Origin of the sequence: Rhodobacter sp. SY28-1 (assembly GCF_005222785.1) — a bacterium.
Lineage (GTDB): Bacteria > Pseudomonadota > Alphaproteobacteria > Rhodobacterales > Rhodobacteraceae > Tabrizicola.
The window spans coordinates 918367-943517 of record NZ_STGH01000001.1; the positions used below are offsets into that span (position 1 = coordinate 918367).

The window sequence follows — 25151 nt, forward strand, 5'->3', positions numbered from 1 at the left end:
CACCGTGGACACCTGCCCAGGATCCGCCGCCGCCGGGCACCCTCCAGCCCCGACCCGCACGGGACATGCAAGACAGGCTGCCGCCCGTCCAGAAGGCGCGATCTGATTCAGGTCCGATCATCTGGGATGAAAATCACCCGGGCTCACGGAAGAAGCCTTGCTTCAGTCCCTTTCGCTGCCCATGTGCGGGCTGTAGGCTTCGGCCTGTCCAGCAAGCGGTTCGGGGGTTTCAGGATGGTCGATCGGCGCGATGTTCTTGGTGGACTTGCCTGCCTGCCGCTGGTGGGCGCGGCGAAATCCGTGCTGGCCAACACCGGCCAGGAGCGCCCCTTCAACCTGCGCGTCGTCATGTCGGGGCACAGCCTGACCGATCCGCTCCCGCATCCCCTGTCGATCCTGGTGCAGGCGGCGGGCGGGGCGGCGTCGCGCGGCATGGTGATCGAACGCTCCACCATCCCCGGCAGCACGGCGAAGCTGCGCTGGGTTCATGACCTTGACCTGCCCGTCGACGCCCGCCGCGACATCGCGGGCTTCGATGTTCTGGTGCTGACCGAACGCGTGCCCGTCCGCTCGGCCATCGGCTGGGAAGAGGCGGTCGAGTACACGCAGCAATGGTTCGACCATGCCTGGACCAAGGGGAACGGCGGCAAGGGGGCAGAGACAATCTACTACGCCTCCTGGGTCGACATCCGCAGCGGGCCGGGGAATGACGATGGCTACGACCTGCCGGATGAGCGGGTGATTCCGTTGCGGGAACGGCTGGATCTGGAAATGGGATCCTGGCAGGACGTGGCCGACCAGGTGAACGCCGCTCGCCCGGCGGGCAGCCCCCCGATGCGAGTGATCCCGGGGCCGAAGATCATCGCTGCGGTGCTGGATGCGATCGCGGCCGGGACTGCGCCGGGCCTGACATCTATCCAGGACCTGTTCGAGGACACGATCCACCCCAACGCCAAGGGTGCCTTCCTAATCGCGCTGGCGCATTTCGGGGTGATCTACGGCCGGGATCCCCGGACGCTTCCCAACCTGCGCGGCGAGCTGGGCTGGCCGACGGCCGAGCAGGCCGACTGGATGAAGGCGCTGGTCTGGGACGTGCTGCGGGCCTATCCTGACAGCGGTTTCGCCTAGGCCCGCTTCGCCTCGATCACTTCCCAGATCCGCTTGGCGGTATTCGTGCCGTCAAAACGGTCGAGCTCCTGGATACCGGTGGGAGAGGTCACGTTGATCTCCGTCAGCCAATCGCCGATGACGTCGATACCGACGAAGACCTGGCCTTTCTCGCGCAGAGTGGGGCCGATGGTCCGGCAGATTTCCAAGTCGCGCTCGGTCAAGCCCACCTTTTCCGGTCGCCCCCCGGCATGCATGTTCGACCGGGTTTCGCCGGCCTGCGGCACGCGGTTGATCGCGCCAACCGGTTCCCCATCGACAAGGATCACCCGCTTGTCGCCCTTTTCGACGGCGGGCAGGAACTTCTGCACGATCAGCGGTTCGCGGTTGATGCCCATGAACAGCTCATGCAGCGAGGACAGGTTGCGGTCGTTCGGGTCCAGACGGAACACGCCCGCGCCGCCATTGCCATATAGCGGCTTCAGGATGATGTCGCCATGCCGGTGCTTGAAGGCGCGGATGGTGGCCAGATCGCGGGCGATGGCGGTCGGGGGCGTCAATTCGGGAAAGCGCAGGACCAAGAGCTTCTCGGGCGAGTTCCGCACCCAGAACGGATCGTTCACGACCAGGGTTTTCGGATGGATCATCTCCAGCAGATGCGTCGTGGTGATGTAGCCCATGTCGAACGGCGGGTCCTGCCGCAGCCAGACCACGTCATAATCGCCCAGGTCGACCTCGGTCTCCTCACCGTAGGTCACATGGTTCCCGACCTCGCGCCTGACCTCGATCGGCCAGCCACGCGCCATGACCCTCCCCTCGACAAAGGCAAGCCGGTCGGGCGTGTAGAAGAACAGCCGGTGCCCGCGCGCCTGCGCCTCAAGCGCGATGCGGAAGGTGGAATCGGCGTTGATGTTGACCGACCCGATCGGGTCCATCTGCAGGGCAACCTTGAGGGGCATCGCGTCACTCCGTCATGCGGAAGTGAGTGATGACCGAAGCCGAGGCAAGATGCAATTCAGCCCGCGAAGGCGTTTTCGACAACCTCGATCCGACCCATACCGTCGACCAGTGCAAGGTCGATGCGGACATCGGTCAGCAGACCCTTCGGTTCCCCGGCCAGGAATTCATCCACCGTCGCGAAGATCCGCCCGATCTGCGCCTGCGAGATGTGCGAGGCAGCCATGTCGTGACTGCGGCTTTGCTTCACCTCGACGAAGACGACGACGTCACCATCGCGACCGATCAGGTCAATCTCGCCGGTGATTCCGCGCCAGTTCCGCGCGCAGATCGTGACACCACGGTCTTCGTAGTGCCGACCAACCGAGGCTTCTGCGGCGTGACCGGCAAGATAATTCGTGAGACCCCGTGCCTTGCGGGTCCGCTGCGCCGGGCTGGAGACGAAATCGAAGGGCATCTTGCCTATCCTTGGCTGCGGTCGAGAGCTATCCGGTACACAATCTTGCGGGACGTTCCCGTAGTTTGCGACACAAAAGTTGCAGCATCCTTAACGGACATGATCTGCAACGCCTCGTCCAGCGCCGCGGCGATGCTGTCTTCGGTTGCTTCGACAGGGACGGCCCGGTCGACCAGCACCACGACTTCGCCCTTGATGTCGCGGTCGGCGACCTGAGCGGCCAGATCGTCCAACGGCCCGCGCAGCACCTCTTCAAAGCGTTTGGTCAGCTCGCGGCAGACCGCCGCCTGTCGCGTCGGTCCCAGTGTCGCGACCATGTCAGCCAGAAGGTCGGCCAACCGCTTCGGGCTTTCGTAAAAGATCAGCGTGGCCTGCACCCCTGCCAATTCCGCCAGGAACGACCGTCGTGCCGATCCTGCCGAAGGTGCAAAGCCTGCGAACAGAAAGCGGTCGGAGGGCAGGCCCGACAGGGTCAGCGCGCAGATCGCAGCGCAGGGTCCCGGGGCGGCGGTCATCGGCAGGCCAGCCGCCGCCACGGCCCGGGCAAGCTCGAACCCCGGGTCGGAGATCAGCGGCGTCCCGGCCTCCGAGGCATAGGCAAGGCTCTTCCCTTCGACCAAAAGCGCCAAGAGCCGCTGGGTCTGCCCTTCGCCCGAATGGTCGTGATAGGCGATCAGCGGCCGCCCCCCAAGCGCGATGCCGTGGATTTCCATCAGATGCTTCAGCGTCCGCGTATCCTCGGCCACCAGCACATTCGCCCCTGCCAGCACATCCAGTGCCCGCAGCGTGATGTCCCGCGCGGCGCCGATCGGCGTCGACACGAAGTGCAGCCCCGGCGGAATGGCGCGCAGGTCGCGTTTCCACGCGGAATCAGGGGTATCGGTGGTCTGCCTCACAAGTTTACTTCCCGCATCGAACCCATTACCTTGGCCCGCAATCGCAGTCGCACTGCAACAGTGAGGAACCACCATGTTGTCCGTTATTCGTCGGGCCCGCAAGTCGCTGGGTCAGGTCTGTCTTGCCTTGGGCGCCGTGGTGCTGTCCGCCTGCGTTCCGAACTCCGGACCCGGCACCGTCGCTCCGGGCAATGGAGGCTCGGTTCAGGTTGCGCTTCTGGTCCCCTCGGGCTCGGGCCAGTCGCAGGACGAATTGTTCGGTTCCAACCTTGAAAATGCCGCGCGCCTGGCGATGGCGGACCTGTCGGGCGTGAAGATCGACCTGCGGGTCTATCGCACCGGCGGCAGCCCGGCCCAGGCCTCGGCCCTGGCCAAGCAGGCGGTGGATGAAGGCGCTCAGGTCATCCTCGGGCCGTTCTACTCGGAAGAGGCCAATGCCGCCGGGGTTGCGGTGGCGAACTCGGGCGTGAGCGTCCTGGCCTTCTCGAACAACGCCGCCATCGCAGGCGGCAACGTCTTCGTGCTGGGCCAGACCTTCGATGTCACGGCCAGCCGGCTTGCCCGCTTTGCCGTCAAAAACGGCAAGTCGAAGGTCCTGATCGTGCATGACCGCAATGTTGCGGGCGAAGTCGGCAAGGCCGCCATCGAACGCGGCGTGGCTTCGGCGGGCGGGTCGGTCGTGGGCGTCACCTCTTACGAATTCTCGCAGAATGGTATCGTCCAGGCGGCCTCGGGCATCGTCGGCACGGCGAAATCCTCGGGCGCAACGGCGCTGTTCCTGACGGCGGACACCGCGGGTGCATTGCCTCTCCTCAGCCAGCTTCTGGTCGACAACGGGATCGACCGGAATACCACCCAGTTCATTGGCCTGACACGCTGGGACATTCCGCCCCAGACCCTGTCCTTGCCGGGCGTGCAGGGCGGCTGGTTCGCGATGCCCGATCCGGGCCTGACCGCGCAGTTCCGCGCACGCTACGAGGCAGCCTATGGCAGCCAGCCGGTGCCGGTTGCGGGCCTTGCCTATGATGGCATCGCCGCGATTGGCGCCTTGGCCGGGCGGGTCAACGGCGGCGCGCCCATCGGCAAGGCGGACCTGACCCAGTCGGCCGGCTTTGCCGGGGTCTCGGGCATCTTCCGGCTTCTGCCGAACGGCACCAACCAGCGTGGCCTGGCCATCGCGCAGATCCGGGGCAACCAGGTTGTCGTGGTCGATGCCGCACCGCGCAGCTTTGGCGGCGCCGGATTCTGACGACAGGTCGCGTGATCGTGGAAGACAGTCTGGCGGTTCCGGCGGCAGAGGGTTCAGCCGGGACCGCCTTTCCCGTTCCCGATGCCAAGGCGCTGACGGCGCGGGTCCTTGAAAGCCTGCGTCCGGACGAGGACGGGAAAGTCGCCCGGGCGCGCGCGGTGCGCGAGTTGCAAGCCGCAAAGGCCGAGGCGGGTGCTGCCTTCGAAGCCGAGTTCAGTCGCTCTCCGCGCGAGGCCCGGGCCTTGATCTCGGCCCAGGCGGCACTGACCGACGTTCTGGTCGAGGTGACCCTCGCGGCCGCCATGCGCCTGCATCCGCTTGCCAATCCGACCGAAGCCGAACGCATCGCTGTACTGGGCGTCGGCGGCTATGGCCGGGCCGAGATGGCACCGCAGTCCGATGTCGATCTGCTGTTCCTCACCCCTTGGAAAATCACGCCCTGGGCCGAAAGCGTCATCGAGACGATGCTTTACATGCTGTGGGACCTGAAGCTGAAGGTCGGGCACTCCAGCCGGACGGTGAAGGATTGCATCCGTCTGGGCCGGGAGGACGTGACGATCCGGACCGCGCTGCTGGAGCATCGCTTCATTTGTGGTCATCGGCCGTTGGCGGTCGAACTGGATGAGAAGCTCTGGGGCGAATTGTTCAAGAACTCCGGCCCGGAGTTCATCGAGGCGAAGCTTCTGGAGCGCTCGGAACGGCACAAGCGGCAGGGCGGCCAGCGCTATGTGCTGGAGCCGAACGTGAAGGAGGGCAAGGGGGGCCTGCGCGACCTGCAGACGCTCTACTGGATCGGCAAATACCTCAACCGCGTGCCATCGGCCGAGGGTCTGGTGGCGGCGGGCCTTCTGTCGCGCGAAGAGTTCGACAGCTTCGCCCGGGCTGAAGATTTCCTTTGGGCCGCCCGGTGCCATCTGCACTACATCACCGGCCGTGCGACCGATGTCCTGACCTTCGACCTGCAGGTCGAGGTGGCCGCACGGATGGGTTATCGTGACTCGGGTGGCAGGCGCGCGGTCGAGCATTTCATGCAGGACTATTTCCGCCTTGCGACCCGTGTGGGCGAGCTGACCCGGATCTTCCTGACTGAACTTGAAGCCCGCCATGCCAAGCGCGAGGCATCGCTGTTCGGGATCTTCAAGCGGACCAAGCAGGTCAAGCCGGGCTACAAGCTGGTGCAGGGTCGCCTTGACGTGAAAGACCCGAAAGAATTCCTGAAGGACAAGCTGAACCTCTTGCGCGTCTTCGAAGAGGGTCTGCGGACCAAGTACCTTCTCCATCCCAACGTCATGCGGATCGTGACCTCGAACCTCGACCTCATCGACGACGAGATGCGCGAGGACCCCGAAGCGCAGCGCATCTTCCTGGACCTCCTGCTCAAGCACGGGAACCCGGAACGCAGCCTGCGGCGGATGAACGAACTGGGGGTCCTGTCCGCTTTCATTCCCGAATTCGAGCACATCGTCGCGATGATGCAGTTCAACGTCTACCACCACTATACGGTCGACGAGCACATCATCCAGACGATCAGCTGCCTCGCGCAGATCGAACGCGGCGCGCTGGTCGAGGAGTTGCCGGTGGCCAGCGGCATCCTGAAAGAGGGCGTGAACCGGCGCGTGTTGTACATCGCGCTTCTTCTCCACGATATCGGCAAGGGCAGGCCCGAGGATCATTCCATCATCGGGGCGCAGATGGCGCGACGGATCGCCCCGCGGCTTGGTTTGGATGCCGAGGAATCCGAGACGGTGGAATGGCTGGTCCGCTACCACCTTCTGATGTCCGACATGGCGCAAAAGCGCGACATCGGCGACCCGCGCACGGTGCGCGACTTCGCCAAGGCGGTGAAGACCCGCAAGCGGCTGGACCTGCTGACGGTGCTGACGGTCTGCGACATCCGGGGCGTCGGACCCGGCACCTGGAACAACTGGAAGGCCATGCTGCTGCGGCAGTTGTACAAGCAGACCGCCGAGGCGCTGGAAGGCGGGCTTGAATCGCTGAACCGCGAGAACCGGCAGGGTGACGCGACCCGGGCCCTGCGCCAACGTCTGGTCGATTGGGACCCGGCGGCGCTGGAGCATGAGACCACGCGCCACTACCCGCCCTACTGGCAGGGTCTGTCCACCGATACGCATGAGGTGTTCGCGCGGCTCTTGCAGGGCATCGGCGACGATGAAATCCGCATCGACCTGCACCCCGATCCTGACCGCGACGCCACCCGCGCTTGCTTTGCGCTTGCCGACCATCCCGGCATCTTCAGCCGTCTGGCGGGCGCGCTTGCGCTGGTCGGGGCAAACGTGGTGGACGCGCGGACCTATACGTCGAAGGACGGCTATGCGACCGCCGTTTTCTGGGTGCAGGACATCGAGGGCCACCCCTACGAGGTCGTCCGCCTGCCACGCCTGCGCCAGATGATCGACAAGACCCTGAAGGGCGAAGTGGTCGCGCGCGAGGCGCTGAAGGACCGCGACAAGATCAAGAAGCGCGAACGCGAGTTCCGTTTCCCGACCCACATCATCTTCGACAACGAAGGCTCGGACATCTACACGATCATCGAGGTCGACACCCGCGACCGGCCCGGCCTGCTGTTCGACCTGACGCGGACGCTGGCCGTCAACAACATCTACATCGCCTCGGCCGTCATCGCGACATATGGCGCGCAGGTCGTCGACACCTTCTACGTCAAGGACATGTTCGGCCTGAAGCTGCACCAGAAGCACCGACAGGAAGCGCTGGAGAAAAAGCTGCGGCAGGCCATCGCGGAAGGGGCCGAAAGGGCCAGCGCATGAGCGGCTCTCGCGGCATGATCCGCAACATCGTGACCCTTGGCGGCTGGACGCTGGTCTCCCGCGGCGCGGGTCTGGTGCGCGAGCTGATGATGGCCGCCTATCTGGGGGCCGGGCCGGTGGCCGATGCGTTCAACGTGGCCTTCAGCCTGCCGAACATGTTCCGTCGCTTCTTCGCCGAAGGCGCGTTCAACCAGGCTTTCGTGCCCCTCTATTCCAAAAAACTCGAAGCCGGGTCCGATGCCGAGGACTTCGCGCAGAACGCCTTCTCCGGCCTGACCGCCTTCCTGATCGTCTTCACCCTGATCGGCACATTGGCCATGCCGCTCCTCGTCTGGGCGATGGCCTCCGGCTTCGTTGGCGACGGGCGCTTTGACATGGCCGTCGACTTCGGCCGCATCACCTTCTGCTACATCGGCTTCATCTCGCTTTTCGCGCTCCTCTCCGGCATCCTGAACGCCCACGGTCATTTCGCCGAGGCCGGGGCCGTGCCGGTGATGATGAACCTCGTCTTCATCGTCGCGATGATGCTGGCCCACTATCAGGGCTGGGACATGGGCCTGACGCTGGCCTGGACCACGCCGATCACCGGCATCGCCCAGCTTCTCTGGACCCTCTACGCCGCCCGCCGCATCGGGTTCATCCCCCGCCTGCGGCTCCCCCGCCTGACCCCCGATTTCCGCCGCCTGATGGTCAACATGGGGCCGGCACTCCTTGTCGGAGGCGTCGTCCAGATCAACCTCCTCGTCTCACGCCAGGTCGCATCGGGGACCGAGGGCGCGATCTCGTGGCTGGTCTACGCCGACCGTCTCTACCAACTCCCTCTCGGCGTCGTCGCCATCGCCGTCGGCACCGTCCTGCTTCCCGAACTGTCGCGCCGCCTGCAGGCCGGGGACGGCGCCGGGGGGCGTGAGGCCTACAACCGGGGCACCGAGTTCGCGCTCCTCCTGACCCTGCCCGCAGCCGTTGCGCTGGTGGTCATCGCGCTCCCCATCACCGAAGTCCTGTACCAGCGCGGCGCCTTCGGGCCCGAAGACACGGCGGCCACGGCACTTGCCCTGGCGATCTACGGTCTGGGCCTGCCCGCCTTCGTCCTGCAAAAGGCGCTCCAACCCCTGTTCTACGCGCGTGAGGACACCCGCAGCCCCTTCCGCTATGCCGTCTGGTCGATGGCGATCAATGCCGCCCTCGCCTTCGGCCTGATGCCTTGGATCGGCTTCTCCGCCGCCGCCTGGGCCACCACGCTGTCGGCCTGGGTCATGGTGATCCAGCTCTGGTGGGGCGCGCGCCGTCTGGGCGAGGAGGCCAGCTTTGACGCCCGCTTCCTGTCGCGCCTTTGGCGCATCGTGCTCGCCTCGGCCCTGATGGGCGCGACACTTTGGGGCGGGTGGATGCTGCTTCAGCCGATGCTTGAGGCCCGCGCCTACCGCGTCCTCGCTCTGGTCCTTCTGGTCGCGCTTGGCATGGTCAGCTATGCCATCGCCGCCTTCGGCCTAAGGGCCGTCCGGCTGTCCGACCTGAAGGCGCTCCGCCGTCAGCGCTGACGCAGCTGCTCCATCACCCGGCCGAAGCCGCCGGGGCTGACGACGAAGGACACGAGGAAGCCAAAGGCAAAGCCCGTGACATCCGCCACCCAGTCCCAGGTCCCGCCGAACAGCATCCCGAACACGAACTGGAAGAACAGCAGGAACCCGATCAGCGAAAAGGCCCGGAACTTGTTCGCGCCGACCCGCGACAGGTTGGTGAAAAGCATGAAGGTGAAGGCCCCGATCAGGCCGTAGACGGCGGGGTAGGCCCCTATAAGCTGCACTTTCAGACCGGGGATCAGCAGCCCGTAGCAGATCGCCCCAGCTGCGGCCGAACCCAGCACCACGACCAGAACGGCCCACCAGCGGAACACCTCACCCACCCATTTGCCCAGGGCAAGCAGCATCACCACGGCAAAGATCGCATGGGTAAAGCTGCCATGGACAAGGATACAGCTGACCAGCCGATGCAGTTCAGCCAGCGGATGGCCGCCGGTCTCCCACTGGTATTTCAGCAGTTCGGGGAAAAGACCAAAGCGCTCCACCGCTTGCAGCCGCCATCCCGCGCCCCGCGGGCCGCCGACAAGCCCGCGTTCCGCCAGCGACAGGACCACCTCCATCGCGATCAGCGGGAGGGCCAGGACCCAGACGATCGGTGGCAAAGGGTTCAGCGGGGGGGCGTTTCTGTCCTGGTCCATGCCTGTGCTGCCTGATTGACGGTTCTTTCCCCTTCGATTACGCGGATTGCCAAGCTTAATCCAGTCGGAGCCTTCCCATGTCCTCCCCGGTCTCGGCGGTCCAAACGCCGAAAGCCTTCAAGCCGCGCATCTTCTCGGGCATCCAGCCTTCGGGCGGGCTGACGCTTGGCAATTACCTCGGCGCCCTGAAACGCTTTGTCGAAAAGCAGGACGAGGGGATCGAGACGATCTACTGCATGGTCGACATGCACGCGATCACCACCTGGCAGGACCCGCAAAAGCTGCGCCACCAGACGCGTGAGGGGGCAGCCGCCTTCATCGCCGCCGGGATCGACCCGAAACGCTCGATCCTCTTCAACCAGTCCCAGGTCGGCGCCCATGCTGAACTGGGCTGGATCTTCAACTGCGTCGCGCGCATGGGCTGGATGAGCCGGATGACGCAGTGGAAGGACAAGACCGCCGGCAAGAACGCCGAGAATGCCTCGCTGGGCCTGTTCGCCTATCCGTCGCTGATGGCCGCCGACATCCTTCTGTATCACGCCACGATGGTTCCGGTCGGGGATGACCAGAAGCAGCATCTGGAACTCTGCCGCGACATCGCGATCAAGTTCAACAACGACTACGGGGTGAATTTCTTCCCCGTGGTGGATCCGCTGATCGAAGGCGCCGCGACCCGGGTGATGAGCCTGCGGGACGGGACCAAGAAGATGTCGAAGTCCGACCCTTCGGATCAAAGCCGGATCAACCTGACCGACGATGCCGACGCCATCGCCGCCAAGATCCGCAAGGCCAAGACCGACCCCGAGCCGCTGCCTGAAAGCGTTGAAGGTCTGAAAGACCGGCCCGAAGCGCGGAACCTGGTGAACATCTATGCGGCATTGGCGGGACACTCTGTCGACCAGGTCATCCGTGACTTTGCGGGTGCCCAGTTCGGCACGTTCAAGCCCACCTTGGCCGATCTGGCGGTGGCAAAACTGTCCCCGATCACCACCGAGATGAACCGCCTGATGGCCGACCCGGGCGAGATCGACCGCATCCTCGGCGACGGGGCCGACCGGGCGGCGGCCATCGCCGAGCCCATCCTCGAACAGGTGTTCGACATCACCGGAATGATCCGCTCGCGCCGAAAATGATCCACAGGATTCCCGCGTCCTCGCGGGGTCCTGTCACATTTCCGATTCAGCTCTCGGCCAGTCTGAACCCGTTCGGAGATGCGATCTGTCCCCATCGCCCGGTCCGGCCAGTCTGCCCCTGAACGGCCTGGACCTGCCCGACATACCCCCGTGTGCCCCCGCGCACGGGGGTTTTTTCTTCCCCCGCGTGTGTCCCTCGCGCCGGACGAGTCCTGAAATGGCAAGTCTTTGACTCTACAGACTCTCCCGGCAAAGAAATCCGCTTTTCCACAGCTATTTTCGGAAGAAATCGCTTTACAGGCTTTCGCTCGTGTCCCACCATATCTAGTAAGGGATGTGTCGGGCAAACGCAGACCCTTGCCAGATACCCAGTTTCTAGTGGGTTTCGGCCCTTTAGAAGCTTCATAATGAGGCCGGGCATGTCGCTTTCCGAAGACTACGCTGCGATGGAAGACCTCCATCCCATCGACATCGTCGAAACCCTGGCCGAGCATCACGCCTGGGAATTCGACCGCGTCACCGATGACCAGATCGCCATGGCGGTCGAAGGCCAGTGGCGCTCCTATTCCCTGACTCTGGCATGGAGCGAGCAGGACGAGACGCTCCGCCTGATCTGCACCTTCGAGATGGACCCCCCTGCCGAAAAGCTGTCAGCGCTCTACGATGTGCTGAACCGCTGCAACGACATGGTCTGGTCCGGGGCCTTCACCTGGTGGGCCGAGCAGAAGCTGATGGTCTGGCGCTATGGCCTGGTGCTGTCCGGCGGCCAGATGGCCGGGCCGGAACAGATCGACCGGCTGATCGCCAGCGCGGTCAGCGCCTCGGAACGCTTCTACCCCGCTTTCCAACTCGTCTCCTGGGGCGACCAGTCCCCGGCCGAAGCGATGAAAGTCGCCATTGCCGAGGCCTACGGCCGCGCCTAACCTCTCCCCCGGTTCAAGGGGGATTTCATGACATTGGAACGCGTGGCCCGGGATGGGCTGGTGCTGCTTGGCTGCGGCAAGATGGGAACGGCGCTCCTGACGGGCTGGCTGGCCGCAGGCGTGCCACCGGGCTCCGTCTGGGTGATCGAGCCCAATCCAACCGACTGGCTGAAAGCCAGCGGCGTCCATCTGAACAAGGGTGTCCCGAAGGCCCCCGCCGTGGCACTCCTTGCCGTGAAGCCGCAGATGATGGGGGCCGCACTCCCCTCCCTCCAGGCCCTTGGGAACGGCACGACCCTCTTCGTCTCCATCGCCGCAGGCACCAAGATCGCAACCTTCGAGGACGTCCTGGGCACCCGCACCCCCATCGTCCGCACCATGCCGAACACCCCCGCCATGGTGGGCCGGGGGATCACTGCGCTGTGCCGCAACGCCCATGTTCCGGACGCCGACCTGGCGCTTGCCCGTGACCTGATGGCTGCCGTGGGGCAGGTGGTGGACCTGTCCAGCGAAGACCAGATCGACGCGGTCACCGCCGTTTCCGGCTCCGGCCCCGCCTACGTCTTCCACCTGATCGAGACGCTGGCCGCCGCCGGGGAAGCCGAGGGCCTGCCTGCCGACGTCGCCATGCGGCTTGCCCGCGCGACGGTCTGCGGAGCAGGGGAGCTGGCCTTCCAAAGCTCTGAGACCGCCGCGCAACTGCGGATCAACGTCACCTCCCCCGGCGGCACCACCGCCGCCGCCTTGGGCGTCCTGATGGACCCAGAGACCGGCTTCCCCGCGCTCCTCAAACGCGCCGTCAAGGCCGCCGCCGACCGGGGACGGGAGCTTGGCAAATGACCATCACCTATGCCGACTTCGAGAAGGTCGACATCCGCGTCGGCCGCATCACCCGGGCCGAGCCATTTCCGGAGGCACGGAAGCCCGCCTACAAGCTGTGGGTCGATTTCGGCCCCGCGATTGGCGAGAAACGCTCCTCGGCCCAGATCACCAAACACTACACCATCGACCAGCTGATCGGTCGCCAGGTGCTGGGCGTCGTCAACTTCCCGCCCCGCCAGATCGGCCCGGTCCTGTCCGAGGTCCTGATCCTTGGCCTGCCGGATGAAGACGGCGCGGTCGTGCTGATCGGGCCGGGGCACGACGTTCCACTTGGGGGGAAACTGTTCTGATGCAGAAGCTCTTGATCACCCGCCGCCTGCCCGACAGCGTGCTCGACGCCGCCCGCGCGCATTTTGACGTCACCCTGCGCGACCGTACCGATGTTCTGACGCCCGAGGAACTCCGCGCGGCCCTGCGCGATTACGATGCGGTCCTGCCCACCCTGGGTGACCGCTTCCAGGCCGATGTCTTCGCGGTCGTGCCAGCGCCTCGGGCCAGAATCCTTGCCAACTTCGGCGTCGGCTACAACCACATCGACGCCGAGGCTGCCAAGGCCTCTGGAATTGCCGTTTCCAATACGCCCGGGGCGGTGACGGATGCGACGGCCGATATCGCGCTTGGGCTGATCCTGATGACGGCCCGGCGCCTTGGCGAAGGGGAAAGGCTTCTGCGGTCGGGAGGATGGGAAGGCTGGCATCCGGTCCAGATGCTGGGCACCCACGTCACCGGCAAGCGGCTTGGCGTCATCGGTATGGGCCGGATCGGCAAGGCCATCGCCAAGCGCTGCCACTACGGCTTTGACATGGAGGTGGTGTTCTACAATCGCTCTCCGGTGGCCGACCCGGGACTGCCTGCGAAACAGGTCGACATGGCCGAGGCGATGGGGGCAGATTTCGTTGTCGTCGCAGTACCGGGCGGCAAGGCCACGCACCACCTGATCGACGCCGCCGCCCTGGGGCAGATGAAGATGACCGGCATCTTCATCAACATCTCGCGCGGTGACGTGGTCGACGAACACGCGCTGATCGACGCCCTGCAGCAGGGCCGGATCGCAGGCGCGGGTCTGGACGTCTATGAGTTCGAGCCGAAGGTCCCTGTCGCCCTGATGGCAATGGAGAATGTGACCCTTCTCCCCCATCTCGGCACCGCCTGCCTGGAGGTGCGCGAGAACATGGGGATGATGGCGGTCGACAACCTGATCGCCTGGGCCGAGGGCCGTGTGCCGCCGAACTTGGTCAACGCGTAAGGGTCAGACCCCGATCAGTTCTGCCTGCCGCACGATGACCTCGGCTTGCCGCATTGACGCGATGTCGACCAGCCGCCCCTTGTAGACCGCAGCCCCCTGGCCAGCGGCCTTCGCCGCCTCCATAGCCGCCAGGATCTCGCGCGCCTCGGTCACTGCCGCCTCGGACGGTGTGAAGACTTCGTTCGCCAGTGCGACCTGTTTCGGATGGATCGCCCATTTCCCGACCATTCCCAAGGTCGCCGACCGCCGTGCCTGCGCCCGGAAGCCCTCTTCGTCGCTGAAATCCCCAAACGGCCCGTCCACCGGCAGCACCCCATGCGTCCGGCAGGCCGCCACGATCGCCGCCTGCGCCCAGTGCCAGGGGTCTGACCAGTACTTCGCCCCCTCGCGGTGCATGTAGTAGTTTTCCTGCGTGCCGCCGATGCCGGTAGTCTGCATGCCCATGCTCGCCGCGAAATCCGCCGCCCCCAGGCTCATCGCCTGCAGGCGCGGAGAGGAGGCCGCGATTTCCTCGACATGCGCGATCCCCGCCGCCGTCTCGATGATGACCTCAAGACTGATCCGCTTCGTCCTCCCCGCCGCCGCCTCACATGCCGTAACCAGTGCATCGACAGCATAGACATCCGCCGCGCACCCGACCTTGGGGATCATGATCTGGTCCAGCCGCTCACCCGCTTGCTCCAGAAGGTCGACCACGTCCCGGTACCAGAACGGCGTGTCGAGGCCATTGATCCGCACCGACAGCGTCTTGCGGCCCCAGTCGATGTCCGAGATCGCCTTGATGATGTTCGCCCGCGCTTGCGGCTTGTCGGCAGGGGCGACCGAGTCTTCGAGGTCGAGGTTGATGACGTCCGCCGCGCTGGCTGCCATCTTGGCAAACAATTCCGGCCGAGAGCCGGGGCCGAAAAGCTGGCACCGGTTCGGGCGGGCGGGGGCGGGGGGTTGCAGGCGGAAGCTCATGGGAATTCCTGTGGGTAAGGATATTGCTCGTGGTTCTGCATCACGGTTATATTGTTGCGTGCCGCGGTGCAACATCGCTTTTGCGCTTGCAGCAAGTCTCCTGCCTTTCCAATCGCTGCCCGGCCTCTTAAAGTCCGGCCCATGATTACTACCCAGGCCGAGACTTTTCCCCTTCGCAACCCCTTCACCATCTCGCGCGGGTCGAAGACCGAGGCGCGGGTGGTGACCTGCACCATAACCCGGAATGGTCATCGCGGCTGGGGTGAGGGTCTGCCGTATCCCCGCTATGGCGAGACGGTGGAGGACGCCGTTGCCGCCATCCGGGCACTGCCCGAGGCGATCACCCGGACCGCCCTGCAAGAGGCGATGAGGCCCGGGGCGGCAAGGAATGCCGTGGACTGCGCGCTGTGGGATCTGGAGGCGAAGACCTTGGGTCGGCCGGTCTGGCAGATTGCGGGGCTGGCCGAGCCGAAGCCGGTCGAGATCGCCTTCACCCTGTCGCTCGACACGCCCCAGAAGATGCAGGAGGCGGCGGCGCGGAATGCCCATCGGGCGGTCCTGAAGGTCAAACTTGGCACGCCTTCGGACATGCCGCGGATCGAGGCGGTTCGCGCGGGTGCCCCCAAGGTCCGCCTGATCGTCGATGCGAACGAGGGCTGGACCCCCGAGGTCTACACCGACCTTGCGCCGCATCTAATTCAGTTGGGCGTGGAGATGGTGGAACAACCCTTCCCCGCAGGTCAGGATGACATGCTTGCCGAGATCGCCCGACCGCTTCCCGTCTGCGCGGATGAAAGCGCCCACGACGCGGCCTCGCTGCCCGGACTTCTCGGCAAGTACGACGTGGTGAACCTGAAGCTCGACAAGACCGGCGGCCTGACCGAGGCCCTGCGCGCGAAGGGTGAGGCGCGGCGGCTGGGGTTGAGGGTGATGGTGGGCTGCATGATCTCGACCTCGCTGTCGATGGCCCCGGCGGTGCTGGTCGCGCAGGGGGCCGACTGGTCCGACCTTGACGGCCCTGCCGACATGGCGCAGGACCGCGACCATCCGGTTGTCTATGATGACCGCCACATCCACCCGGCTTCGGCGCTTTTATGGGGATAACAGCATGACCCGCACTGTCTATGTGAATGGCGACTACCTGCCCGAGGGCGAGGCCAAGGTGTCGATCTTCGACCGCGGCTTCCTGATGGCCGACGGGGTCTATGAGGTGACCTCGGTGCTGGATGGCAAGCTGATCGACTTCGACGGCCACATCCGGCGGCTGGAGCGGTCGCTGCGGGAGCTTGAGATGACCTGCCCGATCGGGGCGGAGGAGTTGCTGGCGATGCATCGGGAGCTGGTCCGGCTGAACGGGATCGACCAGGGGATGATCTACCTGCAGGTCACGCGGGGCAATCCGGGGGACCGGTCGTTCATGTTCCCCGATGCTTCGGTCCCGGGCACCGTCGTGGCCTTCACCCAGAATATCCCGAACCTCGCGGATGCTCCGGCAGCGAAGACCGGGTTCAAAGTCATCACCATCCCGGACCTGCGGTGGTCGCGCGTCGATATCAAGACGGTGCAGCTCCTGTATCCTTCCATGGGGAAGATGGCGGCGAAGAAGGCGGGGGTGGATGACAGCTGGTTCACCGATGAAGACGGGGCGGTGACCGAGGGGACCTCGAACAACGCCTATATCGTGAAGGGGAACCGGATCATTACGCGGGCGCTGGGCAACGATATCCTGCACGGGATCACCCGGGCGGCTGTGCTTCGCTTTGCGGCGGAGGCTCAGTTTGAGGTGGAGGAGCGGGCCTTCACACCGGCCGAGGCTCAGGGGGCGGATGAGGCATTCTCCACCGCCGCGTCGATCTTCGTGATGCCGGTCGTGGAAGTGGATGGCAAGCCGGTGGGAACCGGCAAGCCGGGGCCGGTCGCGGTCCGGCTGCGGGAGATCTATCTGGACGAGATGCGAAAGGCGGCGATCTGACGGTGTCCACGGTGGACAAACGCGGCGTTTCCTTTGGGATCAAGGGCTTGCGATTTTCCGTTAGGGGTTTCTTAACACCTGTCCAAGGGGCCTTGGGGGCGGGATGACGATCTATATCGACGCCGATGCCTGCCCGGTGAAGGCCGAGGCCGAGACGGTCGCCACCCGGCACAAGGTGCGGATGGTTGTGGTGTCGAACGGGGGCATCCGGCCCTCGCAGAACCCGCTGGTGGAGAGCGTCTTCGTCTCCAGCGAGCCGGACGAGGCCGACAAGTGGATCGCCGAGGCTTGCGGGCCGGGGGATGTGGTCGTCACCGGGGACATTCCGCTGGCTGCGAAATGCGTGGCGGCGGGGGCACGGGTGGTCAAGCACAATGGCGAGGAGCTGACGGCGGCCAATGTCGGGATGGCTTTGGCGACGCGGGACCTGATGCAGGATTTGCGGTCGGCCGATCCGTTCCGGCAGGGGGGCGGGAAGATGTTTTCCAAGGCGGACCGGAGCCGGTTTCTGGATGTGCTGGACCGGGTGCTGCGCGCGGCGGCGCGGGGGGCGTGAGTGGCCCGGAGCCGGATGCGAGGACGCGGGTTGAGCGTGCGGATGGTGCGCTTTAGCGCACCTTGCGATGGGGTTGCGGTGGGGCTTCGCGGGTGCGCGGGTGGCAGGGCGAGGAGTCGGGGTGAACCCCGACCTACGGGTACGATGACGCGAGCGCTGTTCTCGCTCGACGGGTTCCGGCGCGGGGCGCGGGATGGGGTGCCGCTGGCGCTGTCGATCATTGCCTACGGCGTCGGGTTCGGGCTGGTCGCGGCGCAGGCCGGGTTTGGCGTCGGACAGGCAGTTGTCACCAGCGCGGCAATCTATTCCGGCTCGGCGCAGCTGGCAGCGGTGAACCTGTTGCAGACCGGTGAGGCGACGCTGTGGGCGCTGTTCGCGACGATCCTGGTCATCAACGCACGGTATCTGCTGTTCGGCGCCACCCTGCAGCCATGGCTGTGGTCGGCGGGGCCCTTGCGGGCCTATAGCAGCCTTCTTCTGCTGGGCGATGCCAACTGGCTGATGACGATGCGAGCCATTCGGGCGGGCGAAGTGGATCGGGCCTATCTGGCGGGCACGGGCCTGCCGATCACGCTGGGTTGGCTGGCCGGGACGGCGCTGGGGGCGGGAGCGGTTAGCGTGCTCCCCCGGCCAGAGGCGCTCGGGTTCGACATGATGCTCGCCTGCTTTGCGGCGGGGATGATGACGGCGATGGTCAAGGCGCGGGCGGACCTTTTGCCCGTGGTGGTTGGCGCGGGGACGGCGCTGGTCGTCGCCTATCTGGTCGGACCGGCACCGGCGATCATCGCAGCGGGGCTGGCGGGTGCTGCGGTGGCGGCGGCGGTGCACCGGGAGGCGGCATGACGGAGAGCTTTCCTGTCCTCCTCGCGGTGATGGCAGCGGCGGCCTTCCTGTGCCGGGTCGCGGGCTTCACGCTGATGCGGTTCGTGCCGGTTTCGCCCCGGGTGGAGGCGGCGCTGCGGGCGACCCCTTTGGCGGTGATGGCGGGAATCACGGCGCTGGCGGTTCAGGCGGGCGGGTTGGCAGAGGGACTGGCGCTGGCGTCGGTCGTGGGGCTGACACTGATCTTGCGGAGTGACGTGGCAGCGGCCTTGCTGGGGGTGGTCGTGGTGGCTGTGCTGCGCTGGGCGGGGATTTAGCGCAGCGGCTCCTCGTGCGCCTTCGGCGTCTCGTCGTGGGTGACCGTCAGCGAGGAGGGCCCGCACAGGGTCCGACGAGCGCTGCCACAAAGCAAAACCGGCGGCCCTTGCGGGACCGCCGGCTTGGAGGTGTTGACCACTACGGCTTAGTGCAGCCGGGCTTCGACCTGGGTGATGGCCTCGTCGATCGAGGCCGAGGCGGCATCTGCCGTCATCTGCTTCGACAGCACGTCGCCCGCAGCCGCGATGGCCACCGAGACGGCCTGTTCACGGACCTGACGGATCGCAGCGGCTTCGGCCGAGGCGATCTGTTCGGTCGCCGAAGCCAGACGGCGGGCGATAGAGGCCTTGAGGTCCTCTTTCGCCTGCGCAGCCGCGGCCAGAGCCTCGTCCCGGGCAGCGCTGACAATGCGGTCAGCCTGTTCCTGGACTTCCTTCTGGCGGCGTTCGTAGGTCGCGAGGATCGACTTGGCTTCCTCGCGCAGGGCGCGGGCTTCGTCGAGTTCCGCCTTGATCGTCGCCGCGCGGGCGTCGAGCATGCCGGTGATCTTCGCCGGGACCTTCATGTAGATCAGGATGCCGATGAAGGCGATGAAGGCCACCAGAACCACGAAGTTGGTGTTCTGGAGCGAGAAGAACGGACCCGTGGCCGCCATTGCGGGCGAGGCCAGAAGGGTCAGGAGGATGGAGAGCTTCTTCATCGCCTTACCCTTTCAGCCGTGCGGTGACGGCAGCCGTCACGGTTTTCGCATCTGCCGCGCCACCAAGTGCTGCGACCAGTTCGGCAGCAACGTCCTTGGCCACTTCGGACACTGCCGCAGCAGCGCCGTCGCGGATTTCGGCGATCGACTTTTCCGACTCTGCCGCCTTGGCGGCGATTTCGACGTCAGCCTTTGCCGTCGCGGCGTCGAGGTCCTTCTGGATCTCGGCCTTGGCCTGGGCCACGATCTTGGCCGCCTCGGTCCGGGCGTTCGCAAGCGCGTCGTTATAGGCCTTTTCGGCGGCGACGGCCTTCTGCTTCAGCTCTTCGGCTGCGGCAAGGTCGTTGGTGATCGTGCTTTTCCGGTCCGCCAGCACCGCGCCGATGCGCGGCAGGGCGATCTTCGACAGCACGAAGTAGATCACGACCAGCGTGACCAGAAGCCAGAAGATCTGGTTCGGCCAGGTCGAGAAGTCCAGCTGGGGCATCCCAACCGCCTGTCCCGCCTCGCCATGTGCTTCGGTTGCCATGTGGCCTCTCCTGAACTTTTGGAACCAAGGCCGGACTGTTGCCCGGCCCGGAAGTCAGCCCAAAAGGATCAGACGGCGAACATCAGCAGGAGAGCGATCAGGAACGAGAAGATCCCGAGAGCTTCCGCGAATGCGATGCCGACGAAGAGGTTGGCCATCTGGCCGGGGGCAGCCGACGGGTTGCGCAGGGCGCCCGCCAGGAAGTTGCCGGCAATGTGGCCCACGCCGATGCCGGCGCCGCCGAGACCCATCGTTGCCAGACCGGCGCCGATGAACTTGCCCATTTCTGCGATATCGCCTTCCATGATGTCTCTCCTTTGGAATGCTGAGGTTGTTGTCCGGACCTTAGTGGTGGGCGTCGCCCACCGCGTCACGAAGGTAGACGCAGGTCAGAATGGTGAAGACGTAGGCCTGAACGGCCGCGACGAGGAGTTCGAGGCCATAGATCGCGGCGATGGCGGCGATCGGGACGACCGAGGCCACGCCCATGGCGCCAGCGAACCCTGCGAAGACCTTGATCACGGCGTGACCGGCCATCAGGTTGCCGCCAAGACGGATGGAGTGGCTGAGCGGGCGCACGAAGTAGGAGATGAGTTCGATCACCGCGAGGATCGGGCGCAGGATCAGGGGCGCCGAGGAGACCCAGAACATCGACAGGAAGCCGATACCCTTGCGGTAGAAGCCGACCAGCGTGACGGTCAGGAACACCAGGAGCGCCAGGACCGCCGTGACGGCGATGTGCGAGGTGGTGGTGAAGGACATCGGGATCAGGCCCAGCATGTTCGACAGGAAGACGAACATGAAAAGCGTCATGATGTAGGGGAAGAACTTCAGGCCTTCGTGGCCGGCGACGTCTTCGACCATCTTGTGGATGAAGCCGTAGAACAACTCGGCCACCGACTGCCCGCGCGAGGGGACGATGGCGCGGCGGCGGGTCGACAGGACCAGCAGCGCGATCATCGCGAGGACGGCAATGCCCATCCAGAGGGTGACGTTGGTGGGCGTGTACCACTCGATGGGGCCGTCGCCGAACAGCGGCTTGACCACGAATTGATCCATCGGGTGGATCTGCAGTCCGCCAGCGTGCTCTTCCGTCGCCATCGTCAGTTCCCTTCGTTCTTGGCGGCTGCTTCCGCCTTTCGTCCCAGTTCCTTCGCGGACCCCAGCATCGTCTTGACGCCTGCCGCGAAGCCGAAGAGCGAGAAGATCACCAGGAAGATCGGGAGCGTGCCGAACAGCGCGTCAATCCCGTAACCGATGGCAGTTCCCAGCATGATGCCGGTCGCCAGTTCGATCACCATCCTCCAGGCCACCTCGCCCTGCGAGAAACCCTTGGCCGTGTTGGTCTGCGGCGGCGGTTCCTTCCCTTTTACCTTCTGCAGCTTCTCTTCGAGAGCCTTCAGACGGTCAGGATCGGGTTCGGACGCCATCGGACAGGTCCTTTCACGGTCGCCGCGGTTCTACGGAGCGGGGGGTGCAGAGTCAAGTGCGCTGGCTGATGCGTAAGATGCTGGAATTGCTTGATTTCAATGCCGCCACCGGGGGCCGAAGGCCGCTTTGGTGCGGTTCTGCATATTCAACCCCGTGGTTGACGATTGTCGGGGGCCGCTGAATAGTTGCGCCATGACCAATCGCCTGGACGCCGTCTTTGCCGCACTGTCCGACCCGACACGGCGGGCGATCCTGTCGATGCTGCTGGAAGACGACATGGCGGTTACCGATGTGGCCGAACCCTTTGCCATGAGCCTTGCGGCGATTTCCAAGCACCTGGCTGTCCTGTCCGATGCGGGCCTCATCAGCCGGGAAAGGCGGGGCCGGGTGATCTGGTGCAAGCTGGAGCCAGAGGCGATGCGCGAGGCCTCGGTCTGGATGCGGGCCTTCGGACAGGTCGATCCGCTGGACCTCGACGCCTTCGAGCGGTTTCTGGAGCAGGAGCTGTCCGACGAAGACTAGCGTCTCCGCCAGCGCCGGAGCCAGCGTTGCGCCGACCGGCGACCCCGGATGATCGCCGCCGAGATCGGTCCGCGCAGGTGGGGCAGGTCGATGGCCAGGAGGAGGAGCCCCGCAGGCAGCATCCAGAGGCCGAGGACCGGCAGGAACCAGAAAAGTCCGCCGATGGTCAGGAGGACTGCAAGCGGAAAGCGGATGGGAAACCAGTGGCCCCGGCGCAGATGGGTCAGCGGCCCGCGCAATGGCGGGACCAGGCGTTCCAGCGCGTGGAACTGCCGATGAAACCTGCGCTCGCGTCGTGACATGCGGGGGCGTCCTCTCCCGCGATCATGCGCCGGAACTGCGACAGGCGCGCGACAGTCGATCTTGCCGCGCGGTCAGGCCTAATGCCCTGAATGGCGCTGCCGCCAGCGCCGAAGCCACAGCTTGCCTTTGCGGCGCGTGCGGATGATAAGCACGGAGATCGGGCCGCGCAGCACCGGCAGGTCAACGGCCAGAAGCAGGAGGCCAAGGGGAAGCATCCAGATACCAAGGACCGGTAGAAAGGACAGAAGCCCCCCGATGATCAGCATGATCGCAATGGGAAAGCGGATCGGGAACCAGCTGTCCTTCCGCAGGGTCGACATCGGACCGCGCAGGACCGGGACCAACCGTCCCAGCGCGTCGAACTGTCGTTGGAACCGGCGTTCCCGTCTTTGTTTGGCGGCCATCGAATAGAGATGGGTTGTCCGTGTCGTGCTTCAAGACGGGCAGAGCGGCCAAGGCTGCAATCCGCCCGTCGTTCGGCGCACCGAGATCCTCGAAGATGTCGAACCGGAGCCCTTGAAGGCTCCGATACGATGTCTTCGAGGAAATCGCTTACCCGTCGATGCGGATGCGGGCGTTTGTGGGGTCGAAGGGGCTGTCCTCGGTCACGACGGCGTCCCATTCCTTGAGCTGGATCTTGACCTTCAGCTTCTGGCCGGGTTCCGCCAGCGCCGCGGGGACATAGCCCATGCCGATCTGCTTGCCGAAGGCGACGGAGTAGCCGCCCGAAGTGAGGCGCCCGACCTTGATGCCGTCATGGATGATGGCTTCCTTGCCCCACGGATCGGTGTCCGACGGCCCGTCGATCAGCAGGGTGACGCACTTGGCCCGGATGCCGGTGTCGAGCATCTTCTGCTTGCCGCGGAAGTCCTTCGTCAGGTCCACGAAGCGGTCGAGTGCGGCTTCCAGCGGGGTTGCGTCGCGGCCAAGCTCGGAGCCGAAGGCGCGGTAGGATTTTTCCTGGCGCAGCCAGTTCTGGGCGCGGGCGCCGACGCCTTTCAACCCGTGCCTTTCGCCGACCGACCAGATCAGGTCCCAAAGGTAGCGGCCGAATTCGATGGGGTAGTGGAGTTCCCAGCCGAGTTCCCCGGTGTAGGCGACGCGGACGGCGCGGACGGGGCACATGCCCAGTTCGATGTCGCGGTAGGACAGCCAGGGGAAGCGCTTGTTGCCAAGGACGGTGTCGGGGTCGGCGTCCTTGACGATGTCCTTCAGAAGCGCGCGGGCGTTGGGGCCGGCAAGGGCATAGACGCCCCATTGGGTGGTGACGTCGTGGATGTCGATGTGGCCGCGGCCCGAAGCCATCCAGTCGTCGGCGGCTTTCTGCAGGAAGTCATAGTCATAGGCCGTCCAGGCCCCGGCGGAGATCAGGTAGTATTCGTCCTGCTTGAGGCGGACGATGGTGTATTCCGTCCGCGTGGTGCCGTGGTCGGTGAGCGCATAGGTCAGGTTGATCCGGCCCACGTTCGGCAGCTTGTTGCAGGTGAAGTGGTCGAGGAAGGCCGTCGCCCCCGGCCCACGGACAAGGTGCTTGGTGAAGGCGCTGGCGTCGATAATGCCGACGGTGTTGCGGACGGCTTCCGCTTCCGCTTTCGCATAAGGCCACCAGGTGCCACGGCGGAAGCTGCGGCCGTTGTGGTCGAAGTCGGCGGGCGCGTCCTTGGGCCCGTAGTAGTTCGGGCGTTCCCAGCCGTTCACCTGGCCGAACTGCGCGCCCATTTCCTTCTGGCGGTCATAGGCGGGGGCGGTCCGCAGGGGGCGGCAGGCTTCGCGTTCCTCATCCGGGTGGTGCAGGATGAAGACGTGGTCGTAGCACTCCTCGTTCTTGCGGGAGGCGTATTCGGTGGTCATCCAGCCGCCAAAGCGCTTGGGGTCGAGCGAGGCCATGTCGATCTCGGCCTCGCCTTGCGTCATCAGCTGGGCGAGGTAATAGCCGGTGCCGCCTGCCGCGGTGATGCCGAAGGAGAAGCCCTCCGCCAGCCACATGTTGCGCAGGCCCGGGGCGGGGCCGACCAGCGGGTTGCCGTCGGGGGTATAGCAGATCGGGCCGTTGTAGTCGTCCTTGAGGCCGACGGTTTCCGACGACGGAATCCGGTGGATGAAGGACATGTATTCCTGCTCGATCCGTTCGAGGTCGAGCGGGAAGAGGTCGGCGCGGAAGCTGTCGGGGACGCCGTACTGGAAGCGGGCGGGGGCGCCCTTTTCGTAGGGGCCGAGGATCCAGCCGCCGCGTTCTTCGCGGACGTACCACTTGGCGTCGGCGTCCCTCAGGACCGGGTGCTGGGGATTGGTCTTGCGCCATTCGACAAGGGCCGGGTCGGGCTCGGTCACGATGTACTGGTGTTCGACGACGACGGCGGGGGTCTTGATGCCGAGAAGCTTCGCCGTCCGCTGGGCGTGGTTGCCGGTGGCGGTGACGACGTGTTCGGCGGTGATGTCGAACTTGTCGTCGGTGGCGACGAGCATGCCGCCTTTCTCTTCAAGCCGGGTGCAGGAGACGATCCATTCCGACCCCGTCCAGCGGTAGCCGTCGACCTGGATCTTGCGTTCGATGGTGGCACCCAACTGGCGGGCGCCCTTGGCCATCGCCTGGGTCACGTCGGCCGGATTGATGTAGCCGTCCTGCGGGTGGTAGAGCGCGCCGATCAGGTCCTCGGTCCGCACCAGCGGCCAGCGGTCCTTGATTTCCTTAGGCGTCAGGAACTCGTGGTAGACCCCGGCGGTTTCGGCGACAGAGGAATACAGCATGTATTCGTCCATCCGCTGCTGGTGCTGCGCCATCCGCAGGTTGCCGACGACGTAGAAGCCGGGGTTCAGGCCCGTCTCCGCCTCCAGGCCCTTGTAGAAGTCGACCGAGTACTTGTGGATGTGGGTCGTCGCGTAGGACATGTTGAACAGGGGCAGGAGGCCCGCGGCATGCCAGGTCGATCCTGCGGTCAGCTCGTCCCGCTCGACCAGCATGGTGTCCCAGCCCGCTTTCGCCAGGTGGTAGGCGATGCCGGTGCCGACGGCTCCGCCGCCGACGACCAGGGCTTTGACATGGGTTTTCATGGAAGGGACTCCCGCAATAGGTTTGCCCCTATGTGCCAGAGGCGCGGGAAAGCGGGCAAAGTTACGCGACCTTTGAGGTCCGAAAACGACATGCTGTCGCTCTTGCATCAGATCGTGCCGACAGAGCGGC

At 65.4% G+C, this 25151-nt stretch carries 28 protein-coding genes; 15 read left to right on the forward strand and 13 right to left on the reverse strand.

The window, feature by feature from the left end:
- Positions 1-234: 234 nt before the first annotated feature.
- Positions 235-1128, forward strand: coding sequence for a hypothetical protein (locus E8M84_RS04485; protein ID WP_137109960.1), 894 nt, complete (start codon positions 235-237; stop codon positions 1126-1128).
- Here the strand turns inward: E8M84_RS04485 and gshB are convergent.
- From gshB to rsmI, 3 genes are read right to left on the reverse strand one after another with little or no spacing between them, the layout of a single operon-like run.
- Positions 1125-2066, reverse strand: coding sequence for a glutathione synthase (gshB, locus tag E8M84_RS04490; protein WP_137109961.1), 942 nt, complete (start codon positions 2064-2066; stop codon positions 1125-1127). The two genes, E8M84_RS04485 and gshB, sit on opposite strands and share 4 nt — an antisense overlap.
- A gap of 56 nt (positions 2067-2122) precedes the next feature.
- Positions 2123-2521, reverse strand: coding sequence for a YraN family protein (locus E8M84_RS04495; RefSeq protein WP_137109962.1), 399 nt, complete (start codon positions 2519-2521; stop codon positions 2123-2125).
- A gap of 5 nt (positions 2522-2526) precedes the next feature.
- Complete coding sequence (gene rsmI, locus E8M84_RS04500; RefSeq protein ID WP_240790282.1) at positions 2527-3417, reverse strand: 16S rRNA (cytidine(1402)-2'-O)-methyltransferase; 891 nt, start codon at positions 3415-3417, stop codon at positions 2527-2529.
- 73 nt (positions 3418-3490) lie between these two features.
- Here rsmI and E8M84_RS04505 point away from each other — a divergent pair, with 73 nt between their 5' ends.
- Genes E8M84_RS04505 through murJ form a run of 3 tightly spaced genes read left to right on the forward strand, consistent with a single transcriptional unit; the run spans position 3491 to position 8993 of the window.
- A complete protein-coding gene (locus tag E8M84_RS04505; protein WP_137109964.1) occupies positions 3491-4666 on the forward strand; it encodes a penicillin-binding protein activator in 1176 nt (391 codons plus the stop codon).
- A 29-nt stretch (positions 4667-4695) separates the two neighbouring features.
- Complete coding sequence (locus tag E8M84_RS04510; protein ID WP_170971885.1) at positions 4696-7452, forward strand: [protein-PII] uridylyltransferase; 2757 nt, start codon at positions 4696-4698, stop codon at positions 7450-7452.
- Entirely contained in the window at positions 7449-8993 is a 1545-nt protein-coding gene (murJ, locus tag E8M84_RS04515; protein WP_137109966.1) for a murein biosynthesis integral membrane protein MurJ, read from the forward strand. Before E8M84_RS04510 ends, murJ begins: the two co-directional genes overlap by 4 nt.
- Here murJ and E8M84_RS04520 read toward each other — a convergent pair.
- On the reverse strand, positions 8984-9673 hold the full coding sequence (locus E8M84_RS04520) for a rhomboid family intramembrane serine protease (protein ID WP_137109967.1): 690 nt from the start codon (positions 9671-9673) through the stop codon (positions 8984-8986). The two genes, murJ and E8M84_RS04520, sit on opposite strands and share 10 nt — an antisense overlap.
- A gap of 77 nt (positions 9674-9750) precedes the next feature.
- Between E8M84_RS04520 and trpS the strand changes: the two genes are divergently transcribed.
- The 5 genes from trpS (at position 9751) to E8M84_RS04545 (ending at position 13857) form a co-directional block, all read left to right on the forward strand.
- Positions 9751-10806, forward strand: coding sequence for a tryptophan--tRNA ligase (gene trpS / locus E8M84_RS04525; RefSeq protein WP_137109968.1), 1056 nt, complete (start codon positions 9751-9753; stop codon positions 10804-10806).
- A 419-nt stretch (positions 10807-11225) separates the two neighbouring features.
- On the forward strand, positions 11226-11729 hold the full coding sequence (locus E8M84_RS04530) for a YbjN domain-containing protein (RefSeq protein ID WP_137109969.1): 504 nt from the start codon (positions 11226-11228) through the stop codon (positions 11727-11729).
- 27 nt (positions 11730-11756) lie between these two features.
- Positions 11757-12569, forward strand: coding sequence for a pyrroline-5-carboxylate reductase (gene proC / locus E8M84_RS04535; RefSeq protein WP_137109970.1), 813 nt, complete (start codon positions 11757-11759; stop codon positions 12567-12569).
- On the forward strand, positions 12566-12901 hold the full coding sequence (locus E8M84_RS04540; RefSeq protein WP_137109971.1) for a tRNA-binding protein: 336 nt from the start codon (positions 12566-12568) through the stop codon (positions 12899-12901). Before proC ends, E8M84_RS04540 begins: the two co-directional genes overlap by 4 nt.
- Positions 12901-13857: a D-glycerate dehydrogenase gene (locus tag E8M84_RS04545; RefSeq protein ID WP_137109972.1), complete on the forward strand. Its 957-nt coding sequence runs from the start codon at positions 12901-12903 to the stop codon at positions 13855-13857. The genes E8M84_RS04540 and E8M84_RS04545 overlap by 1 nt, the downstream gene beginning before the upstream one ends.
- A gap of 3 nt (positions 13858-13860) precedes the next feature.
- Here the strand turns inward: E8M84_RS04545 and E8M84_RS04550 are convergent, their stop codons facing one another.
- Positions 13861-14817, reverse strand: coding sequence for an L-malyl-CoA/beta-methylmalyl-CoA lyase (locus E8M84_RS04550; protein WP_137109973.1), 957 nt, complete (start codon positions 14815-14817; stop codon positions 13861-13863).
- A gap of 141 nt (positions 14818-14958) precedes the next feature.
- Between E8M84_RS04550 and dgcA the strand changes: the two genes are divergently transcribed.
- From dgcA to E8M84_RS04575, 5 genes are all read left to right on the forward strand, one after another.
- A complete protein-coding gene (gene dgcA, locus E8M84_RS04555) occupies positions 14959-15921 on the forward strand; it encodes an N-acetyl-D-Glu racemase DgcA (RefSeq protein ID WP_137109974.1) in 963 nt (320 codons plus the stop codon).
- Between the two features lie 4 nt (positions 15922-15925).
- Positions 15926-16789, forward strand: a complete 864-nt coding sequence (locus E8M84_RS04560) for a D-amino-acid transaminase (RefSeq protein ID WP_137109975.1) — start codon at positions 15926-15928, stop codon at positions 16787-16789.
- Between the two features lie 103 nt (positions 16790-16892).
- Positions 16893-17345: a YaiI/YqxD family protein gene (locus tag E8M84_RS04565; protein ID WP_137109976.1), complete on the forward strand. Its 453-nt coding sequence runs from the start codon at positions 16893-16895 to the stop codon at positions 17343-17345.
- A gap of 144 nt (positions 17346-17489) precedes the next feature.
- Entirely contained in the window at positions 17490-18188 is a 699-nt protein-coding gene (locus E8M84_RS04570; protein ID WP_170971851.1) for an AzlC family ABC transporter permease, read from the forward strand.
- Positions 18185-18484: an AzlD family protein gene (locus E8M84_RS04575; protein WP_137109978.1), complete on the forward strand. Its 300-nt coding sequence runs from the start codon at positions 18185-18187 to the stop codon at positions 18482-18484. Before E8M84_RS04570 ends, E8M84_RS04575 begins: the two co-directional genes overlap by 4 nt.
- 146 nt (positions 18485-18630) lie before the next feature.
- Here E8M84_RS04575 and E8M84_RS04580 read toward each other — a convergent pair whose 3' ends face one another.
- From E8M84_RS04580 to E8M84_RS04600, 5 genes are all read right to left on the reverse strand, one after another.
- Positions 18631-19185, reverse strand: coding sequence for a F0F1 ATP synthase subunit B (locus E8M84_RS04580; RefSeq protein WP_137109979.1), 555 nt, complete (start codon positions 19183-19185; stop codon positions 18631-18633).
- 4 nt (positions 19186-19189) lie between these two features.
- Positions 19190-19714, reverse strand: coding sequence for a F0F1 ATP synthase subunit B' (locus E8M84_RS04585; protein ID WP_137109980.1), 525 nt, complete (start codon positions 19712-19714; stop codon positions 19190-19192).
- 68 nt (positions 19715-19782) lie between these two features.
- Complete coding sequence (locus tag E8M84_RS04590) at positions 19783-20019, reverse strand: F0F1 ATP synthase subunit C (RefSeq protein ID WP_125325857.1); 237 nt, start codon at positions 20017-20019, stop codon at positions 19783-19785.
- A 40-nt stretch (positions 20020-20059) separates the two neighbouring features.
- Complete coding sequence (locus E8M84_RS04595; RefSeq protein WP_137109981.1) at positions 20060-20815, reverse strand: F0F1 ATP synthase subunit A; 756 nt, start codon at positions 20813-20815, stop codon at positions 20060-20062.
- A 2-nt stretch (positions 20816-20817) separates the two neighbouring features.
- Positions 20818-21144: an AtpZ/AtpI family protein gene (locus E8M84_RS04600; RefSeq protein WP_137109982.1), complete on the reverse strand. Its 327-nt coding sequence runs from the start codon at positions 21142-21144 to the stop codon at positions 20818-20820.
- A gap of 193 nt (positions 21145-21337) precedes the next feature.
- Between E8M84_RS04600 and E8M84_RS04605 the strand changes: the two genes are divergently transcribed.
- A complete protein-coding gene (locus tag E8M84_RS04605) occupies positions 21338-21667 on the forward strand; it encodes a metalloregulator ArsR/SmtB family transcription factor (RefSeq protein ID WP_137109983.1) in 330 nt (109 codons plus the stop codon).
- On the opposite strand, the gene E8M84_RS04610 is transcribed toward E8M84_RS04605, so the two are convergent.
- The 3 genes from E8M84_RS04610 to E8M84_RS04620 all read right to left on the reverse strand — a co-directional run bounded on the left by E8M84_RS04610 (position 21664) and on the right by E8M84_RS04620 (position 25021).
- Positions 21664-21969, reverse strand: coding sequence for a hypothetical protein (locus E8M84_RS04610; RefSeq protein WP_137109984.1), 306 nt, complete (start codon positions 21967-21969; stop codon positions 21664-21666). The genes E8M84_RS04605 and E8M84_RS04610 overlap by 4 nt on opposite strands.
- A gap of 78 nt (positions 21970-22047) precedes the next feature.
- Positions 22048-22374, reverse strand: coding sequence for a hypothetical protein (locus tag E8M84_RS04615; protein ID WP_137109985.1), 327 nt, complete (start codon positions 22372-22374; stop codon positions 22048-22050).
- Between the two features lie 148 nt (positions 22375-22522).
- Positions 22523-25021, reverse strand: coding sequence for an FAD-dependent oxidoreductase (locus E8M84_RS04620; protein WP_137109986.1), 2499 nt, complete (start codon positions 25019-25021; stop codon positions 22523-22525).
- Between the last annotated feature and the right edge of the window lie 130 nt (positions 25022-25151).

What these genes read in the sequence shown, in the direction of transcription:
- E8M84_RS04485 (WP_137109960.1), top strand. Translation starts at nt 235, where the DNA reads ATGGTCGATCGGCGCGATGTTCTTGGTGGACTTGCCTGCCTGCCGCTG.
- gshB (WP_137109961.1), bottom strand. Translation starts at nt 2,066, where the DNA reads ATGCCCCTCAAGGTTGCCCTGCAGATGGACCCGATCGGGTCGGTCAAC.
- E8M84_RS04495 (WP_137109962.1), bottom strand. Translation starts at nt 2,521, where the DNA reads ATGCCCTTCGATTTCGTCTCCAGCCCGGCGCAGCGGACCCGCAAGGCA.
- E8M84_RS04505 (WP_137109964.1), top strand. Translation starts at nt 3,491, where the DNA reads ATGTTGTCCGTTATTCGTCGGGCCCGCAAGTCGCTGGGTCAGGTCTGT.
- murJ (WP_137109966.1), top strand. Translation starts at nt 7,449, where the DNA reads ATGAGCGGCTCTCGCGGCATGATCCGCAACATCGTGACCCTTGGCGGC.
- E8M84_RS04520 (WP_137109967.1), bottom strand. Translation starts at nt 9,673, where the DNA reads ATGGACCAGGACAGAAACGCCCCCCCGCTGAACCCTTTGCCACCGATC.
- trpS (WP_137109968.1), top strand. Translation starts at nt 9,751, where the DNA reads ATGTCCTCCCCGGTCTCGGCGGTCCAAACGCCGAAAGCCTTCAAGCCG.
- E8M84_RS04530 (WP_137109969.1), top strand. Translation starts at nt 11,226, where the DNA reads ATGTCGCTTTCCGAAGACTACGCTGCGATGGAAGACCTCCATCCCATC.
- proC (WP_137109970.1), top strand. Translation starts at nt 11,757, where the DNA reads ATGACATTGGAACGCGTGGCCCGGGATGGGCTGGTGCTGCTTGGCTGC.
- E8M84_RS04540 (WP_137109971.1), top strand. Translation starts at nt 12,566, where the DNA reads ATGACCATCACCTATGCCGACTTCGAGAAGGTCGACATCCGCGTCGGC.
- E8M84_RS04545 (WP_137109972.1), top strand. Translation starts at nt 12,901, where the DNA reads ATGCAGAAGCTCTTGATCACCCGCCGCCTGCCCGACAGCGTGCTCGAC.
- E8M84_RS04550 (WP_137109973.1), bottom strand. Translation starts at nt 14,817, where the DNA reads ATGAGCTTCCGCCTGCAACCCCCCGCCCCCGCCCGCCCGAACCGGTGC.
- dgcA (WP_137109974.1), top strand. Translation starts at nt 14,959, where the DNA reads ATGATTACTACCCAGGCCGAGACTTTTCCCCTTCGCAACCCCTTCACC.
- E8M84_RS04560 (WP_137109975.1), top strand. Translation starts at nt 15,926, where the DNA reads ATGACCCGCACTGTCTATGTGAATGGCGACTACCTGCCCGAGGGCGAG.
- E8M84_RS04565 (WP_137109976.1), top strand. Translation starts at nt 16,893, where the DNA reads ATGACGATCTATATCGACGCCGATGCCTGCCCGGTGAAGGCCGAGGCC.
- E8M84_RS04570 (WP_170971851.1), top strand. Translation starts at nt 17,490, where the DNA reads ATGACGCGAGCGCTGTTCTCGCTCGACGGGTTCCGGCGCGGGGCGCGG.
- E8M84_RS04575 (WP_137109978.1), top strand. Translation starts at nt 18,185, where the DNA reads ATGACGGAGAGCTTTCCTGTCCTCCTCGCGGTGATGGCAGCGGCGGCC.
- E8M84_RS04580 (WP_137109979.1), bottom strand. Translation starts at nt 19,185, where the DNA reads ATGAAGAAGCTCTCCATCCTCCTGACCCTTCTGGCCTCGCCCGCAATG.
- E8M84_RS04585 (WP_137109980.1), bottom strand. Translation starts at nt 19,714, where the DNA reads ATGGCAACCGAAGCACATGGCGAGGCGGGACAGGCGGTTGGGATGCCC.
- E8M84_RS04590 (WP_125325857.1), bottom strand. Translation starts at nt 20,019, where the DNA reads ATGGAAGGCGATATCGCAGAAATGGGCAAGTTCATCGGCGCCGGTCTG.
- E8M84_RS04595 (WP_137109981.1), bottom strand. Translation starts at nt 20,815, where the DNA reads ATGGCGACGGAAGAGCACGCTGGCGGACTGCAGATCCACCCGATGGAT.
- E8M84_RS04600 (WP_137109982.1), bottom strand. Translation starts at nt 21,144, where the DNA reads ATGGCGTCCGAACCCGATCCTGACCGTCTGAAGGCTCTCGAAGAGAAG.
- E8M84_RS04605 (WP_137109983.1), top strand. Translation starts at nt 21,338, where the DNA reads ATGACCAATCGCCTGGACGCCGTCTTTGCCGCACTGTCCGACCCGACA.
- E8M84_RS04610 (WP_137109984.1), bottom strand. Translation starts at nt 21,969, where the DNA reads ATGTCACGACGCGAGCGCAGGTTTCATCGGCAGTTCCACGCGCTGGAA.
- E8M84_RS04615 (WP_137109985.1), bottom strand. Translation starts at nt 22,374, where the DNA reads ATGGCCGCCAAACAAAGACGGGAACGCCGGTTCCAACGACAGTTCGAC.
- E8M84_RS04620 (WP_137109986.1), bottom strand. Translation starts at nt 25,021, where the DNA reads ATGAAAACCCATGTCAAAGCCCTGGTCGTCGGCGGCGGAGCCGTCGGC.